The following is a 14860-nucleotide window of genomic DNA, read 5'->3' on the forward strand; positions in this document are numbered from 1 at the left end:
GCCGGGCTCGCCGCCGCCTTCGCCGGGCTCGCCGCCGGCTTCGCCGGGCTCGCCGCCGCCTTCGCCGGGCTCGCCGCCGCCTTCGCCGGGCTCGCCGCCGCCTTCGCCTGGCTCCGGTCGCGGCTGAGGGCCTGACCGCCGCCGTACGGACCCTGAGACCCTGGGGCCAGCCCGCCGGACGAGGTCGCGCCCGGGGTCAACCCGCCTGCGGGGTGGGGCAGACGAGGTCGTGCTGGGGGGCGCGGTCGTCGAGCAGGTAGCTCTCGACGACGTTGGTGACGCAGGAGTTGGCGGTGGGGTACTGGCCGTGGTCGCCGCTCCCGGTGACGGTCACCAGCTTGGAGCCGCGCAGCGCGCGGTGCGCGCCGAGCGCCGCCTCGTAGTACGTCGCCGGGTCGTGCACCGAGTTGAGCATCAGCACCGTCGGCAGGTGGGCGCCGGTCACCTTGACCTTGGGGGCGGGCGCGGTCGGCCAGGCCGCGCAGACCGCGCTGAAGGCCAGCGTGCGGGCGCCCACCAGCGGGTAGCGCGCGGTGTTCTCCGCGCCGTGCTGGACCCAGGTGTCCATGTCCTTGGTCCACGGGGTGTCGTTGCAGGTCACCGAGAAGTACTCGGCGAGGAACTCCGGGCCGAGGTACTGGCCGAACAGCCGCCCGGCCATCGCCTTGGCCGCGGGGTCGGCCCCCTGCCAGTCGTCGACGGCGGTCAGGGCCTGGGCGAGGAAGGGGAAGGTGTCCCGCTCGTAGATCGCGCTGATCGCGCCGTTGTCCAACTGGTTCGGGCCGATCGTCAGGGAGCCGTCGGTGATGGGCCGGTCGTGCAGCGCGGCGCGCCGCTGCTCCCAGTGCGCCTGCACCTTCTCGGGGGTGGAGCCCCAGTGGTAGGTGGCGTCGCGGGCCGCCAGCCACGGCACGAAGTCCTCGTCGAAGCGGCGCTGGAAGCTCATCGGCTGGCCCAGTTCGAACTTCTCCCAGGTGCCGTCGAAGCCGATGTTGCTGTCCAGGACCATCCGCTCGACGCGGTGCGGGAAGAGCGTCCCGTAGTAGGCCCCGATCATCGAGGCGTAGGACGGGCCGAAGTAGCTGAGCTTCTGCTCGCCGAGCAGGCCGCGGAACAGGTCGATGTCGTGGGCGGTCTGCTCGGTGTTCAGGTAGGGCAGCAGGTCGCCCGTGCGCTCCTGGCAACTGGCGGCCAGTTTCTTGGAGTTGGCGACCACCCGGTCGATCGCCGCCGGGGACTGGTCGCGGAAGTCGCCGGCCAGGAAGTCCTGGAACTCCTCCGGCGTCTGGCACACGGCCCGGGTGCTCTCGCCGACCCCGCGCTGGTCGAAGCCCACGATGTCGTACGCGGCGCCGACGGCCGGGGCGGCGGTGGCCAGGTTCGCCGGGCGCAGCAGGCCCGACGCGCCGGGGCCGCCGGCGGCCATCAGCAGCGTGCCCTTGCGCTTGGCCGGGCCGCCGGCGCGGTGCCGGGAGACGGCGATCGTCACGTCGGCGCCGGCGTCGGCGTGGTGCCAGTCGCGCGGGGCGGTCATGGTGGCGCAGTCCAGCGCCGGCTGCTTGGCGCAGGGCTGCCAGGCGAGGGTCTGGTGGGTGTAGCGGGCGGGGGCGACCTCGGCGTCGCCCGGGTTCCGGCCGGCGTCCGGGGCGGCGCCGGCGGTGGCCGGCACGGCGAGGCCGGCCAGGACGGCGGCGACGACGGCCACGGCGGCGCGCCGGGTGCGGGAGGCGGTGGCGCCGGCCGCCGGGGTGTGCGAGGCGGCGGTGTTCGGCGCGGTGGTGCTCGGCGTGATGGTGTGCGAGGCCGTGGTGTTCGATGCGTTGGTGTTCACGGGAATGATCCTGTCCGAGCCCGCCCTGACGGTCGATCATGCGGGGTTCCGTGTCCGGGGTGGTGCTGGGTACACCCCGGACACGGAGGATCGCCCCAGGGCGTGTTTCATCATTCGCGGCGCGCGCCCGGCGGGAATGATGAAACACGCCCCAGGTCAGTAGGCGGCGGTGAAGCGGGTGCGGCGGTGTGCGGGCTGCTCGGCCTCGTCGAGCAGGGCGACGGCGAGGTCCTCCATGGAGATCACCGAGGCGCCCTCGGCGTCCACCAGCAGTTCGTCCCGTCCGAGCCGGAAGCGGCCGGTGCGCTCGCCGGGTTCGAGCAGGGCGGCGGGGCTCAGGTAGGTCCAGTCGACGTCCGGGTCGGCGGCGCGGTAGAGGTCGAGCTGCTCGCGGCAGGCCCGGGCGATCGGCCGGAGCTCGGCGGGGAAGCCGGGGTCGTCGGCGAGAGCCGTCCCGCCGCGGCCGGGGAGGGTGAGGCTGCCCGCGCCGCCGACGGCCATCAGGCGCACGCCCGTTCCGGCGAGACCGGCCAGCAGGCCCCGGGTGGCGGCGGACAGCTCGTGCTCGCTGCCGGGCGCCGGGCGGGTGGCGGTGATCACCAGGTCCTGCCCGGCGGCGAGGCGGGCGACGTCCTCGGGGTTGCGGGCGTCGCCGACACCGAGGGCGACGGCGGCCGGCAGGCCGTGCGGTTTGGCGGGGTCGCGCAGGACGGCGGTGATCCGGTGGTGGCGGGCGAGCGCCTCGGTCACCACCCGGCTGCCGACGTTGCCGGTGGCGCCGAACACGGTGATGTGCATGGAGGTTCTCCTGGTGCGGTGGGTGCCAGCGGCTGCTGGACGGGGATCGGGGAGTGCGGAGGGGAGTTCGGCGGGGAGCGGGGCGGGGTCAGGCGTTCTCGCGGACGGGCGGCGCGGCGGCCGGGGCGCTGGGTACGGCGGCCGCGGCGGTGCTGGGGCGGCGCCGGGTCTGGGCCGCGATCAGCGAGCCGAGGACGATGAGTGCGCCGAGCGCCTGGAGCGGGCTGAGGTCCTGCCCGAGGGCCAGCCAGCCGATCGCGGTGGCGACCACCGGGCTGAGCAGCGAGAGGAAGGAGACCGAGGTCGGCGGCAGTGCCCGGATCCCGCGGAACCAGAGCGCGTACGTGAGCGCCGCGCCGATCAGGCTGAGGTAGCCGTAGCCGAGCAGGTTGCCGCCGGTGAGGTGGGACGGCGGGGCGCCCTCGACGAACAGCGCGACCGGCACCAGTAGCAGTCCGCCGGCGGTGAGCTGCCAGCCGGTGGTGGCGAGCAGCGGGGCGGGGGAGACCCAGCGCTTGGAGAGGACGACGCCGGTGGCCATGACGACCGCGCCGGCGAGCGCGGCGGCCACGCCGACGGCGTCCAGCTGGGCGTTGGCCCGCAGGACCAGCAGGCTGACGCCCGCGATCCCCGCGATGCCGCAGATCACCGTGCGCGGTGTGAGCCGGTCGCCGAGCAGCGCGGCCGAGAGTCCGGCGGTGATCAGCGGCTGGACGGCGCCGACGGTGGCGGCGACCCCGCCGGGGAGGCGGTAGGCGGCGATGAAGAGGAGGGCGAGGAAGGCGCCGATGTTCAGCGCGCCGAGGACCGGTGCGCGCCACCACCAGCTGCCCTTCGGCAGCCGGCGGGTGACGGCGATCAGCAGCAGTCCAGCGGGCAGGGCCCGGAGGACGGCCGCGAGGAGTGGACGGTGGGGCGGGAGCAGTTCGGTGGTGACGATGTACGTCGACCCCCAGACGGCGGGGGCTATCGCCGTCACCAGCACGATTCCGAGGCGATTTCTTAGCACTAAGCAAATGTAACTCAGCGCTAAGGCATCTCTCACCGCCTTGGCGGGGTGACGTGGCTCACAGTTACCTCATCGCTAAGGAATCTCGGCGGAATCCCCTACCCTGAACCTGTGGCAGATGCAGATCATGTGGACCGAGTAGTCGCGCAGTGGGCCGCCGAACGCCCCGACCTGGACGTCTCCCCGATGGAGGTGATCGGCCGACTCAAGCGCCTCTACCGCCTGATGGACGCGGAGCTCAATCGGACCTTCGGCGAACACGGGCTGGACGCCGCCTCCTTCGACGTCCTCGCCACCCTCAAGCGCAGCGGCCCGCCCTACCGCCTCACCCCCACCGGACTGATGCAGTCCGCCATGGTCACCTCCGGAGCCATCACCCAGCGCCTCGACCGTCTGGAGGCCCGCGGCCTGGTCACCCGCACCCAGAGTGACCAGGACGGCCGCAGCCGCGTGGTCGGGCTCACCCCCGAGGGCCACGCCCTGATCGACCGTGCCCTCCCCGACCACCTCGCCACCGAGCGGCTCCTCCTCGCCGGCCTCGACGCCCCCCGGACCGCCGCGCTCGTCGACGCCATGCGCACCCTCCTGGCCGCCCTCGGCGACAGCCCGGAGTGAGCGGGCGGGCAGGCGGGCGGACCTCCCCGCCCGACCGGCCTACGGGTTGACCGCCACCGCCTTGAAGAAGGTGTAGTGGAACGTCCCGCCCGGCTCGGCCGTGCGGCGCAGTTCGGCGATGCCGCGGTCGAAGGCGTCGGGGGTGGTCAGACCGGCGGCCAGCGCCTCGGTGCGGACGGCCTCGACCATCGCGACGAAGGTGCGCCGGGTGAAGCCCTCGACCAGGGCGGGGCGGGCGCCGTCGGCGTGGACGGTGCGGGGGCGGACGGCCGCGTCCCGGAAGCCGGCCTCCGCCAGGAGCGGGTGCAGGCGGCGCCCGAGCAGGGCGTCGCCGCCCGCCGCCGCCTGGAGCCGCACCAGCAGGTCGACCGCGGCGCGGGCCGCCGGGCCCTGCGGGTGGAAGAAGGCCGAGCCGTGGTCGCCCTCGATCACCGTGATCGTGCCGCCCGGCCGCAGCACCCGCCGCAGCGCGGTCAACGCGGCCACCGGATCGGCCAGGTGCTCCAGCACGAAGCACACGAAGACGTGGTCGAACGCGCCGTCCGGGAAGGGGAGTCGGTGCAGGTCGCCCTGGTGCCAGGTGACCTGCGCGGCGGGCGCCTCGGCCGCCACCCGGGCCCGGGCCTGCGCCAGCGACTCGGCCGAGACGTCCACCGCCGTCAGCAGCACGCCGGGACTGGCGGCCAGCAGGTGCGCGGTCTGCGCCCCCACCCCGCAGCCGGCCTCCAGCACCCGGCTGCCCGCCGGGTACGCGGTGCCCGCGTGCAGCAGCTCGGCGAGGGTGTCCGCCTGGTCGCCGAGCCGTTGCGCCTCGGTCTCCGAGTAGCCGTGGACGTAACCCGGGACGTAGCCGGTGAGGTGGTCGGGGCCTTCGGTGTCCTGCCGGTCGTTCAGTGGTGCCGTTTCCGTGGTCATGGCCCCACCCTCACGCCACAATGGCCCGGTGAACAGGTCCAAAGAAGCGCCGGATGACAGGTCCAAACAGGCGGACCCGGGCGCCGACTTCCTCCAGCTCGACACCGCCGACGCCCCGCCCGGCGGCCTGACCGGCTGGCTCGCCCGCCGACTGCGCGAGGCCATCGCCGACGGCCGCCTCCCCACGGGCAGCAGGCTGCCCGCCACCCGGGGGCTGGCGGCCGAACTCGGCGTCTCCCGGGGAGTGGTGACCGACGCCTACCGGCGCCTCGCCGAGGAGGGCCAGATCGCCGGCCGGGGCAGGGGCGGCACCGTCGTCGTCGCGGTTCCGGCGCCGCCCGTGCCCCCGTTGTCGGCCGCGCCCTCGTTGTCAGCCACATCCCCGGCCCCGCCGCGCGCCCGGCCGGAGCCCGTCCTGTTCCACGCCGACCCCGACCCCGAGGTGTTCGACCTGCTGCGCGGCACGCCCGCCCGGATCGACCTCACGCCCGGCGTGCCCGACCTCGCCGCCTTCCCCCGCACCGCCTGGCTGCGTGCCGAACGCGCCGTCCTCGACGGCCTCGCCGCCGCCGACCTCGGCTACGGCGACGTCCGCGGCACCCCCGCACTGCGCCGGGCCGTCGCCCACTGGCTGGCCCGCAACCGGGGCATCCGCGCCGACCCGGACGAGGTGCTGATCGTCGCCGGGACGGCCCAGGCCCTCGCCCTGCTCGGCCGGGCCCTCGGCCGGATGGGCGTCACCGAGGTCGCCGTCGAGGACCCGGGCTCGCTCGGCGCCCGCCAGCACCTCGCCCACTGGCTCGCCGCGACCCCGCCCGTCCCGGTCGACGCCGAGGGCGTCCGGGTCGACGCGCTGCGCGCCACCGGCGCCCCGGCCGTCCTGCTCACCCCGGCCCACCAGTACCCGACCGGGGTCGTCCTCGGCGGCGAGCGGCGGCGCGAACTGCTGCGCTGGGCGGGCGAGGGCGGCCTGGTCATCGAGGACGACTACGATGCCGAGCACCGCTACGACCGCCCGCCCGTCCCCGCGCTGCGCGCCGCCCTGCCGGAGCAGGTCTGCTACGCGGGCAGCATTTCCAAGCTGCTCGCCCCCGCGCTGCGCACCGGCTGGCTGCTGGTGCCGCCGCGGCTGCGCGAGGCCGTCCTGGAGGCCAAGCGGTTCGCCGACCTGGGCAACCCGGTGCTGCCGCAGCTGGTGCTGGCCCGGCTGATGGAGTCCGGCGAACTCGACCGCCACCTGCGGCTGTTGCGCCACCGCCACCGCCGCCGACGGGACGCGATGATCGCCGCCGTCCACGCCCACCTCCCCGGCGCCACCGTCCACGGCGCGGCGGCCGGCCTGCACCTGATGCTCACCCTGCCGCCCGGGGTCCGCTGCACGGACACCGAACTGGCCACGGCGGCGCTCGCCGAGGGCGTCAAGGTGCAGCCGCTGTCCTGGCATGCGCGCCTGCCGTACCCGCCGGGACTGGTGCTCGGCTACGCGGCGGGTGCGCCGGGGGAGATCGCGGAGGGGATCGCCGTCCTGGGGCGGTTGCTGCGCCGGTAGGGCTGAGGGCTGAGGGCGGCCGGTGCCCGGGTCCCCCGTCCGCGCGGGCGCGGGTGTGCTCCTCCGGGGTCCGGGCTATGGTGGCGACGGGCTCGGGTGCTTTGACGGCCTCGGGTGCCTTGACGGGCCGTATCCCGCTGCCGACCTCAGGGAGGCGTGATGGCCGTGCTTCGGCGCACCGTCCAGTTCGGCGCGATGCTGGTGGTGTTGGCGGCCACGCTCGGGCCGGTTCCGGCCGGGTCGGTGTCGGCGTCCGCACCGGCGTCCATACCGGTGTCCGCGCCGGAGTCGATACCGGGGTCGATACCGGGGCGGGTCAGTGCCCCGGGTGAGGGGACGGTGGCGGCGGAGATGGCCGATCAGGACGCACGGCAGCTCGCGGGGCGCCGGATCGTACTCTCCTACGCCGGTCCGACACCGCCGCCGGGCGTGCTGCAGACGATCCGGGAGGGGCGGGCGGCCGGGGTCATCCTGTTCGCCGAGAATGTCACGAGCCCGGCGCAACTCGCCGAGGCTGTCGGTCAGTTGCGTCAGGCGGCGGCGCAGTCGCCGGTGCCCGAGGGCCTGCTGCTGATGACCGACCAGGAGGGCGGCAAGGTGCGCCGCCTGCCCGGTGCGCCCGAACTCTCCGCCCGCCGGACCGGATCGGCGCCCGACCCGCTCGGCGCGGCGAGCCGCGCCGGGGTCGGCGCCGCCGGGACGCTCGCGGACGCGGGGCTCAACGTGAACCTCGCGCCGGTGCTGGACGTCTACGACACCCCGGGCAACTTCATCGACCGCCATGAGCGTTCCTACGGTCAGGACCCCGCCGGCGTCGGCGAGTTGGGCAGCGCCTTCCTCGCCGCCCAGCAGGGCCTGGGCGTCGCCGCCACCGCCAAGCACTTCCCCGGGCTGGGCTCGGCAGTCAACGGCGAGAACACCGATGACCGCCCCGTCACCCTGTCCGTGCCGCTGGACGAGCTGCGCGCCCGCGGTGAGGAGCCCTACCGGGCGGCCATCGCGGCGGGCGTCCGGCTGGTGATGGCCTCCTGGGCGGTCTACCCGGCGCTCGACCCGGACCGCCCGGCGGGGATGTCGCCCGCCGTGGTCGAGGGCGAGCTGCGCGGCCGCCTGGGCTTCCGGGGCGTCACCGTCACCGACGCCCTGGAGGCCGAGGCCCTCGCCCCGTACGGCGGCCCCGGCGACCGCGCGGTGGCCGCCGCCGAGGCCGGGATGGACCTGATCCTCTGCTCCGCCCGCGACCCTCAGCAGGCCGAGGACGCCACCACGGCCCTCGCCGACGCCCTGGACTCCGGCCGGCTCGACCGCGCCGCCTTCGCGGCCGCCGTCACCCGGGTCGACGCTCTGCGGGCCTCCCTGGACTGAGCCGGCGGCGGCCGACCGGTGGCCCGCCCGTGGGCGCGGACGCCGTCCGGGCCGTCCCCGGGCCGTCCCTGGGCCGACGCCGGGCCGACGCCGGGCCGACGCCTGCGAGGCGGGCGACCGGCCCCGCGCCGGGCACCGGGGAGGCCGGCCGTGGCAGGTGCGCGGAGCCCGACCCTCCGGGGTGGGATTACGCCATCAAAGGTCTGGTTTCGGTCTGCTCGGCACTTCGAAGGCGGAATCGCGGTCATGGCATGGGAATCGCATGGCAAAGTCTCTTCATGGCGCATGTGAAATGTCACATGTGCTACCTCACCTGTTCTGATCGTTCCTCGTACCCTCCGAAGGAGGAGGCAATGAACCGCATCACCCGGATCGCCTCGGGCGCGGCCGGCGTCGTCGCCCTGCTCGCGGCGCCGGTGCCGGCGCTCGCCGTGTCGACCAGCGGCGCCGCCGAGACCGCCGCCGAGACCGCCGCCGAGACCGCCGCCACGGTGACGACCTGCGGCTACAACGGCCTGCAGGCCGGGCTGTCGACCAAGGTCTGCGCCGAGGTCACCGGCGGCAGCGTCGTGCTGTACGGGCAGATCGGCCTGGCCGGTCCGCCCACTCCGGACACCCCGTGGCCGCCGAAGTCGCAGGAGCTGCTCACCCGCCTGTCGGCCGGGGTGGTCGGCGGCGAGTCGCTCGGCTCGGCGAGCGTGCGCGCCGTGTTCACGGCCGCCACCGTGCGGGTCGACGGCGTCAGCGTCACCGTGCCGTGCGGTTCGACCCTCCATGCGACCTTCGCCGTCGAGTCGATCTGGCGGGGGCCGGCCCCGGTCGAGGTGGATGTACCTGTACTCTGCTGACGGAACCTCATCATGACCGCCGAGTCCGGGAGTTGGCAGCGTCCCGGGCTCGGCTTCCGGCGTTCCCGCGCGCCCTCCGGATGTGACGTGGACCACTCGGGGGCGGCCCTGGCGGGCCGGGCGGCCGCCAGCCGACGGCTGGGCGCCCACTGTGACGACTTGAAGAAATCTTCATCTGTGGCGATGATGCTTGCCGGCCGCCGGTGAGGACGCGGCCGCACGCTCACCGAGCCGTACCCGAGGGAGGGACGCGGACCATGCCCGTCCCGCTGTACCAGGCCAAGGCGGAGTTCTTCCGCACCCTCGGCCATCCGGTCCGGATCCGGGTGCTGGAACTGCTCCAGGACGGGCCCCGGCCGGTGCGCGAGCTGCTGGCCGAGATCGAGGTCGAGCCCTCCAACCTCTCCCAGCAGCTCGCGGTGCTGCGCCGTACCCAACTGGTCGCCGCCACCCGCGAGGGCAACACCGTGGTGTACGCGCTCAGCACCCCGGACGTGGCCGAGCTGCTGCGGGCCGCGCGCCGGATCCTGACCGAGCTGATCACCGACCAGGGCGCGCTGCTCACCGAACTGCGCGAGCCCGGCGGCCGGCCGCACCGTTGAGCCCGCCGAGGCCCTCGGGCCGGTCGAGCGTGTCGAGCCCGTCGAGCCCGTCGAGCCCGTCGAGCCCGTTGAACCCTTCGAGCCCGTCGGGACCGTTGAACCCGCGCCCGACCCGGCCGGCCGACCCGAGGAGAACCCCCGCCATGAGCGAGAGCACGAGCGACGGCACGCGCGAGGAGAAGCGCCGACGCAAGGCCATGCTCATCCGGGCGGGCATCTACATCTTCGCCACGCACCTGTTCGCCGGCTTCGTGCTGCTGCTGTTCGCGCTCGGCGGCCGCAAGTAGGCACCTCCTGCGTCCTGCCCGGCCAAGACCGGCCGGGCAGGGCCTAGGGGCTCTCTTTCGGATCACGTCGGATCAGCGCGCGGCGTCGGAGTGCGTGCATCGCAAGGCGGAGGAGGGAGTCCATGCGGAGTATCGGCGACCGACGACAACGCGGCGAGGTGCGTGCTCCGGCGTCGCGCGCCCGGCGTGATCCGAAAGAGAGCCCCTACGTCCGAGGGCTGTCCGTCACGAGGTAGCGGTCGCTGGTGCTGGTCCAGGCCTGGACGCCCTCGATGAGCTCCCGGGTGCCGTCCAGGTACCAGCGCCCGGCCGGGTGGCGGTGGCGCAGGTCGCTGCGCAGCGCGTCGTTCTCCCGCCGCAGCCGGGCGACCCGGGAGCGGACGGCGCCGACGGCCCGGCTGCGGGTGCAGCCGCGGATCCGTTGCAGGGCGAGGACGGTGTTGAAGGCGGCCGCGCTCTGGCGTTCCTCCCGCTCCAGTGAGTACAGGTCGTTGATCAGCGTGGCGGCGTCGGCGGTGTTGGCACGCAGCCGGTGCAGTGCGGGCTCCGCGTGGAGGGCGGCGGGGGCGTCGGCGCCGTGGACCCGTTCCAGTATGTTCATGAACGGGTAGAGACAGCTGCCGTGGCGGCGCAGCCGCATGGTCTCGGGCAGGCCGAGGGCGGGGACGGTGCCGTGGGCGCGGTGTTCGGCCTCGGCGGGGAAGGTCTCCAGGCAGGCCTGCCACTCCCGGGCGGCCCGGGCGCGCCAGTTGGGGGACATGCCCTGCGCCTGGCGGCTCCACAGGTCGTGCCAGGCGCGGAGCACGTGGTCGCCGGAGCGCGGCGCCGGGCCCGCGCCGACCGGCGCGGAGGCGCCCGTCCGATCGGCCCCGGTGCGGTACAGGACGTCGATGAGCGGGTCGACGACGTCGCGGGCTTCGACGGGGCGGCGCCCGGGCGGACCGTCGAAGCGGTCGTCGAGGATGGTGAACCAGCCCAGCATGTCCACCAGCAGGTCGAGGTCGGCGCCGTGCGCGCGGGGGAAGGCGTGGCCGATCAACTCGTGCAGGGCGTAGGCCCCGTAGCGGGTCATCTCGGGCGGGGTGAGGAGGTTGCGGCCGACCACCCAGGCGGCGTGCCGGGCCGCGGCGGTGCGCAGTTCGCCGGACCGTTGCGGGAGTTGGGGCGCGGCGGGGGCCGGGGCGGGGACGCTCACCGGGCAGCGGGCCGCCGGCGGGGCCTCGACGGCCGCCCGGTCGTCCCGCGCCCGGTCGTCCCGCGCCCGGTCGTCCCGCGCCCGGTCGTCCCCCGTCCGGCCCTCTCCCACCCGGTCGTCCGGCGGGCTGTCCGGGCGGGGCACCCGGGTGCCGCGCGGGGTCAGCCGCACGCGCAGCCCGTGCGCCTGGACCGTCGTCCACACCACTTCCCGGGCCCGGGAGGTGGGGACGGCCACCGGCCGCCAGCGGCGCAGGATCGCGGCCGCCGCGACGGTCAGCTCGGCCCAGGCGAAGGCCTCCCCGATGCACTTGTGCTTGCCGGCCCCGAACGGGAGGAAGGAGTGCCGCCCGGCCCCGCCGGACTGCCAGCGCTCCGGGCGGAAGCGCAGCGGGTCCGGGTAGCGGTCCGGGTCGCGGTGCAGTGCGGTGAGGCTGTAGAGCAGTTCGGTGCCGGCCGGGATCCGGTACGGGCCGAGGTCCACCGGCACCTGGGCGGTGCGCATCAGGAAGGCGTTGGGCGCGTGCAGCCGCACCACCTCCTGGGTGACGCTGCGGGTGTAGGTGAGCCTGGCCAGCGCCTCGGGGGTGGGGGCGGCTCCGGCGGGCAGGTGCTCGTCGAGTTCGGCGAGCACCCGGGCCTCCACCTCGGGGTGGCGCAGGAGTTCGTCGAGGAGCCAGGTCAGCGTGGTGGAGACGGTCTCGGTGCCCGCGCCGAACATGGTGATCGCCTCGGACCGGACGTCCGCCTCGGTGAGCGGCCGGCCGGTGCCCGGGTCGGTGGCGGCGCGCAGCAGGGCGGGCAGGGTGCCGCCCCGCTCGGCGGATCGGGTGCCCGTCGGCCTGACGGCCTGGTCGACGACCTGGTTGAGCACCCGGACGGCGGCGTCGAAGCGCCGGTTGACCGCCAGCGGCAGCCGGGCGAGCGCCGGGTGCGGGTAGAGGGACTGGACGATCTGGCCCTTCACCAGGTCCGGCAGGGCCTGGTGGAAGGCCAGGGTGGCATCCTCGCTCAGCCGGGCGTCGAACAGCGAGCGGGTGACGATCTCCAGCGCGAGGTGGTTCATCTCCTTGGCCACGTCGAGGACTTGCCCGGGGTGCCAGCGCCTGGCCCGCTCCTCGGTGACCTGGTGCATCACGGCGACGTACTCGGCCATCCGGTCCGGCCCGAAGGCGGGTTGGATGATCCGGCGGCGGTCGCGGTGGGCCTGGCCCTCGGACATCAGCAGGCCGTCGCCGAACGCCGTCTTGAGGGTGTCCTGGACGGCGCCGCGCGGGCAGTCGTAGGCGAGGGCGACGAGCAGGGTGTGGACGAGCGGGGCGTCGGTGACCACGCAGACGGTGCGCGGCCCGAGCCGGATCCGGACGACGCCGCCGTGCCGGGAGAGCGAGCCGAGGAAGCCGAGCGGGTCGCGCAGCAGGGCGGCCGCGTGGCCGAGGCCGGGGACGGCGCCGGGGGCGAGCGGGGGGACGGCCGAGCGGGTGGTACGGGGTGCGGTGGGTGCGGTTCTCGGGGGGAGGTCCCGTTGCCGCGTCTCGGTCAGCAGGGTCATGTCAGTACCTCTCATCAGAGGAGCCGGTGCGGACGGTACCGGGGGCCCCGACGGGCCGGCCGGGAGGTGGGGGGCCGGCTCGCGCGGATCCGCGCGTGCCCCGGCTGGAGGGGCGCACGTCATGGCAAACGCGCCGGTTCGACGGGCGTTGCGCCGAACGCGGGTGGATCACTCCAACGGTCGATCATCCGCAGTGGCCCCGACTGCCCCGGAACGCGGTGCTGACCTGCGGCGAAGGCCCCACCGGAAAGATCCGGGCCGGTCCCCTCGCGCAGGGTCTTTGGACCCTCGCCGCCCGGCCGCCCGAGGGCCAGCATGGTCCGGGAGAAGGAGGACCCTGATGACCAGTCTGCGCCACCGGCCCGCCCTCGACGTCCGGGTGGAGATCCGCGGCGAGCTGCCGCGTGAGAACGCCGAGTACGCCCGGGCGCAGGCACTGGAGACGGCCGCCGGGCTCGGCCCCGGAACCCGCGCGCTGCGCATCCGGCTCACCCGCGTGCGCGACCGGGCCATGACCCGGCCCGCCCTCGCGCAGGCCCACGTCGACCTGGCCGGCGCCGGTCCGGTCCGGGTGCAACTCGCCGCCGCCAGCGCCCGCGAGGCCGTCGACGTCGCCCTGGGCACCCTCGCCGGCCGGGCCGCCCGGCTGCGCGAGCAGGGCGACATCGGATTCGCCGCCGCCCACGAGAGCGCCTACCGCCCGCAGTACGCCGCCCGCCCGCTCGCCGAACGGCGGATCGCCCGGCGCAAGGAGGTCGTCCTCGCCCGCCGCACCCCCGAGCAGGCCACCCGCGAACTGCTCGCGCTGGACCGGCCGTTCCACCTCTTCGCGGACGCCGTGACCGGCCGGGACGCGCTGGTCCACCGCTGCCCGCTCAGCGGCGCGCCCGGGGCGGGCCGGTCCACGGGCGCCGACCCGGCGGACCCGCTCGACCTCACCGAGGCGGCCCGGCGGCTCTGGCTGACCGGCGGCCCGTTCGTCTGCTACGCCGACCCCGGCGACGGCCGTGCCCGGGTGCTCTACCGCCGCTACGACGGCCACTACGGCCTGATAACGCCGGTAGCGGAGCCTCGTTGACGGGCAGGAGAACCACCGGGGCGGGCCCACCGGCCCCGATGGCCACGACCGCCACGACCGCCACGACTTCCACGACAGGGGAACCGGGACCATGGACTGCGACGAGGTCATGCTGACCGTCCGGATCACCGCCGCCGAACGCGCGCTGCTGCGGGCCCTCGCCCGCGGCCACGGCGGGGACGTCTCCGAGGTGGTGGTCGACGGCCTGCTGGAGGTCATCCCCGCGCTGCACGACGACGCCTCCGCGCTGCAACTGCGGCGCGTCCTGGCCCGGCCCGCCCCCTGCGCCCTGACCCTCTGGCTGCCCGCCCCGATCGCGGACCTGCTGCCGCTGCTGGGCGAGCGGATCGCGCGGACCGGCGGCCCGTCGAGCGGACCGGCCAGCGCCGCGCTGTCCGCCGCGCTGCGCCTGTGGCTCGCCGGGGACCGGGCGGGGCTGGCCGCCGGGCTGGCCCGGCTGCACGGCGGCTGCGCCGGCGGGCGGGCGGCGGCGCAGGCGGCCCCGGTGCGGGTGGCGGCCTGACCGGTTCCGGTGGCCGGTCGGCGGCCTGGCCGGTTGTTGACGGTGCGTCAGTCATCGGCTCCAGCTGGCATGTCCTGGGCGGGAATTGGCCAGTTCAGGACTCTGGTCAGGGCCCCGTGACACGCCCTAGCATTCCCGTCACGGCCGTCTGAGCCCAGGCCCCGGGACTCCGGCCGGGTGGCCGCCACCACCCCGTTGCCGGGGAGCGCACACCCCCCGAGCGCGCTTCCCGGCACCGTCACGTCCGGGGCTGTCCCCGGGGCTCTCGGCCCGCTCTCGGCCCGCCCCCGACCTTCCCCCCGGTGTCGTCCGCTCCGCGCGACCCGGCCCGCCGTGTGCGAGCGGCCGAATTCCGCAAGAGGTTTTCGTTATTCCCGTGCGGCCCACCGCTCTCCTGAGTGCCGGAAGGTGCGGGCCCCCGCTCGGCAGGGCGCCCGCACCTCGCACGAGGAGGGGAAACGCGATGGGACGCCGGAGCGCGGAGCCGCGCCCCCCGTAGCGGCAACTCGCCTCCGGCGTCGGCCGGTTCACTTCACGGCGGGTGGCGGCGCGCTGGTGCTCGGGCTCGACGGCCGCTGGTACTACGGTGGTCGGTTAGGGCGTGTCTTGTGGATCAGGTCGGATCAGCGCGCGGCGTCTGGGTGCGTGCATCGTAAGGCGGAGGAGGGAGTCCATGCGGAGCATCGGCGACCGA

The 14860-nt window shown here is 75.4% G+C and carries 14 protein-coding genes; 8 read left to right on the forward strand and 6 right to left on the reverse strand.

All coding sequences use genetic code 11. The features are described from left to right. Positions 1–196: 196 nt before the first annotated feature. The 3 genes from ACFWPT_RS39465 to ACFWPT_RS39475 all read right to left on the reverse strand — a co-directional run bounded on the left by ACFWPT_RS39465 (position 197) and on the right by ACFWPT_RS39475 (position 3638). Positions 197–1831 carry an alpha/beta hydrolase gene (locus ACFWPT_RS39465; RefSeq protein ID WP_380487811.1) on the reverse strand — a complete coding sequence of 545 codons (1635 nt, stop codon included), beginning with the start codon at positions 1829–1831 and terminating at the stop codon, positions 197–199. Positions 1832–1987: 156 nt separating this feature from the next. Further along, positions 1988–2629 carry an NAD(P)H-binding protein gene (locus ACFWPT_RS39470; protein WP_363377440.1) on the reverse strand — a complete coding sequence of 214 codons (642 nt, stop codon included), beginning with the start codon at positions 2627–2629 and terminating at the stop codon, positions 1988–1990. A gap of 88 nt (positions 2630–2717) precedes the next feature. Next, positions 2718–3638, reverse strand: coding sequence for an EamA family transporter (locus ACFWPT_RS39475; RefSeq protein WP_380487814.1), 921 nt, complete (start codon positions 3636–3638; stop codon positions 2718–2720). 129 nt (positions 3639–3767) lie between these two features. On the opposite strand from ACFWPT_RS39475, the gene ACFWPT_RS39480 reads away from it, so the two are divergent. Further along, complete coding sequence (locus ACFWPT_RS39480) at positions 3768–4253, forward strand: MarR family winged helix-turn-helix transcriptional regulator (protein WP_380378768.1); 486 nt, start codon at positions 3768–3770, stop codon at positions 4251–4253. A 39-nt stretch (positions 4254–4292) separates the two neighbouring features. On the opposite strand, the gene ACFWPT_RS39485 is transcribed toward ACFWPT_RS39480, so the two are convergent. Further along, positions 4293–5168, reverse strand: coding sequence for an L-histidine N(alpha)-methyltransferase (locus tag ACFWPT_RS39485; RefSeq protein WP_380487816.1), 876 nt, complete (start codon positions 5166–5168; stop codon positions 4293–4295). On the opposite strand from ACFWPT_RS39485, the gene ACFWPT_RS39490 reads away from it, so the two are divergent. After that, positions 5167–6717, forward strand: coding sequence for a PLP-dependent aminotransferase family protein (locus ACFWPT_RS39490; protein WP_380487818.1), 1551 nt, complete (start codon positions 5167–5169; stop codon positions 6715–6717). The genes ACFWPT_RS39485 and ACFWPT_RS39490 overlap by 2 nt on opposite strands. A 146-nt stretch (positions 6718–6863) precedes the next feature. Here ACFWPT_RS39490 and ACFWPT_RS39495 read toward each other — a convergent pair whose 3' ends face one another. Further along, positions 6864–6986 (reverse strand): hypothetical protein, encoded by a 123-nt coding sequence (locus ACFWPT_RS39495; protein ID WP_380487820.1) that lies wholly within the window; start codon positions 6984–6986, stop codon positions 6864–6866. 82 nt (positions 6987–7068) lie between these two features. Here ACFWPT_RS39495 and ACFWPT_RS39500 point away from each other — a divergent pair, with 82 nt between their 5' ends. From ACFWPT_RS39500 to ACFWPT_RS39515, 4 genes are all read left to right on the forward strand, one after another. Next, positions 7069–8082 (forward strand): glycoside hydrolase family 3 N-terminal domain-containing protein, encoded by a 1014-nt coding sequence (locus ACFWPT_RS39500; RefSeq protein ID WP_380487822.1) that lies wholly within the window; start codon positions 7069–7071, stop codon positions 8080–8082. Between the two features lie 353 nt (positions 8083–8435). Beyond that, positions 8436–8930: a hypothetical protein gene (locus tag ACFWPT_RS39505; protein WP_380487824.1), complete on the forward strand. Its 495-nt coding sequence runs from the start codon at positions 8436–8438 to the stop codon at positions 8928–8930. Positions 8931–9187: 257 nt separating this feature from the next. After that, a complete protein-coding gene (locus tag ACFWPT_RS39510; RefSeq protein WP_063350638.1) occupies positions 9188–9532 on the forward strand; it encodes a helix-turn-helix transcriptional regulator in 345 nt (114 codons plus the stop codon). Between the two features lie 143 nt (positions 9533–9675). After that, entirely contained in the window at positions 9676–9819 is a 144-nt protein-coding gene (locus tag ACFWPT_RS39515) for a DUF6126 family protein (protein WP_159398578.1), read from the forward strand. A gap of 205 nt (positions 9820–10024) precedes the next feature. Here the strand turns inward: ACFWPT_RS39515 and ACFWPT_RS39520 are convergent, their stop codons facing one another. Further along, complete coding sequence (locus ACFWPT_RS39520; protein ID WP_380487826.1) at positions 10025–12565, reverse strand: cytochrome P450; 2541 nt, start codon at positions 12563–12565, stop codon at positions 10025–10027. A gap of 340 nt (positions 12566–12905) precedes the next feature. Between ACFWPT_RS39520 and ACFWPT_RS39525 the strand changes: the two genes are divergently transcribed. Both ACFWPT_RS39525 and ACFWPT_RS39530 read left to right on the forward strand, forming a co-directional pair. Next, complete coding sequence (locus ACFWPT_RS39525) at positions 12906–13643, forward strand: sigma 54 modulation/S30EA ribosomal C-terminal domain-containing protein (RefSeq protein ID WP_380487827.1); 738 nt, start codon at positions 12906–12908, stop codon at positions 13641–13643. Positions 13644–13734: 91 nt separating this feature from the next. Then, positions 13735–14166, forward strand: a complete 432-nt coding sequence (locus ACFWPT_RS39530) for a hypothetical protein (protein ID WP_380487829.1) — start codon at positions 13735–13737, stop codon at positions 14164–14166. The last annotated feature ends 694 nt before the right edge of the window (positions 14167–14860 follow it).

This window comes from Kitasatospora sp. NPDC058478 (genome assembly GCF_042720345.1).
Lineage (GTDB): Bacteria > Actinomycetota > Actinomycetes > Streptomycetales > Streptomycetaceae > Kitasatospora.

Bases quoted from the DNA above. Each gene is read 5' to 3' on its own strand.
- ACFWPT_RS39470 (WP_363377440.1), bottom strand. From the start codon at position 2,629: ATGCACATCACCGTGTTCGGCGCCACCGGCAACGTCGGCAGCCGGGTG.
- ACFWPT_RS39490 (WP_380487818.1), top strand. From the start codon at position 5,167: ATGGCCCCACCCTCACGCCACAATGGCCCGGTGAACAGGTCCAAAGAA.
- ACFWPT_RS39485 (WP_380487816.1), bottom strand. From the start codon at position 5,168: ATGACCACGGAAACGGCACCACTGAACGACCGGCAGGACACCGAAGGC.
- ACFWPT_RS39495 (WP_380487820.1), bottom strand. From the start codon at position 6,986: ATGGACGCCGGTGCGGACGCCGACACCGACCCGGCCGGAACCGGCCCG.
- ACFWPT_RS39500 (WP_380487822.1), top strand. From the start codon at position 7,069: ATGGCCGATCAGGACGCACGGCAGCTCGCGGGGCGCCGGATCGTACTC.
- ACFWPT_RS39505 (WP_380487824.1), top strand. From the start codon at position 8,436: ATGAACCGCATCACCCGGATCGCCTCGGGCGCGGCCGGCGTCGTCGCC.
- ACFWPT_RS39510 (WP_063350638.1), top strand. From the start codon at position 9,188: ATGCCCGTCCCGCTGTACCAGGCCAAGGCGGAGTTCTTCCGCACCCTC.
- ACFWPT_RS39515 (WP_159398578.1), top strand. From the start codon at position 9,676: ATGAGCGAGAGCACGAGCGACGGCACGCGCGAGGAGAAGCGCCGACGC.
- ACFWPT_RS39520 (WP_380487826.1), bottom strand. From the start codon at position 12,565: ATGACCCTGCTGACCGAGACGCGGCAACGGGACCTCCCCCCGAGAACC.
- ACFWPT_RS39525 (WP_380487827.1), top strand. From the start codon at position 12,906: ATGACCAGTCTGCGCCACCGGCCCGCCCTCGACGTCCGGGTGGAGATC.
- ACFWPT_RS39530 (WP_380487829.1), top strand. From the start codon at position 13,735: ATGGACTGCGACGAGGTCATGCTGACCGTCCGGATCACCGCCGCCGAA.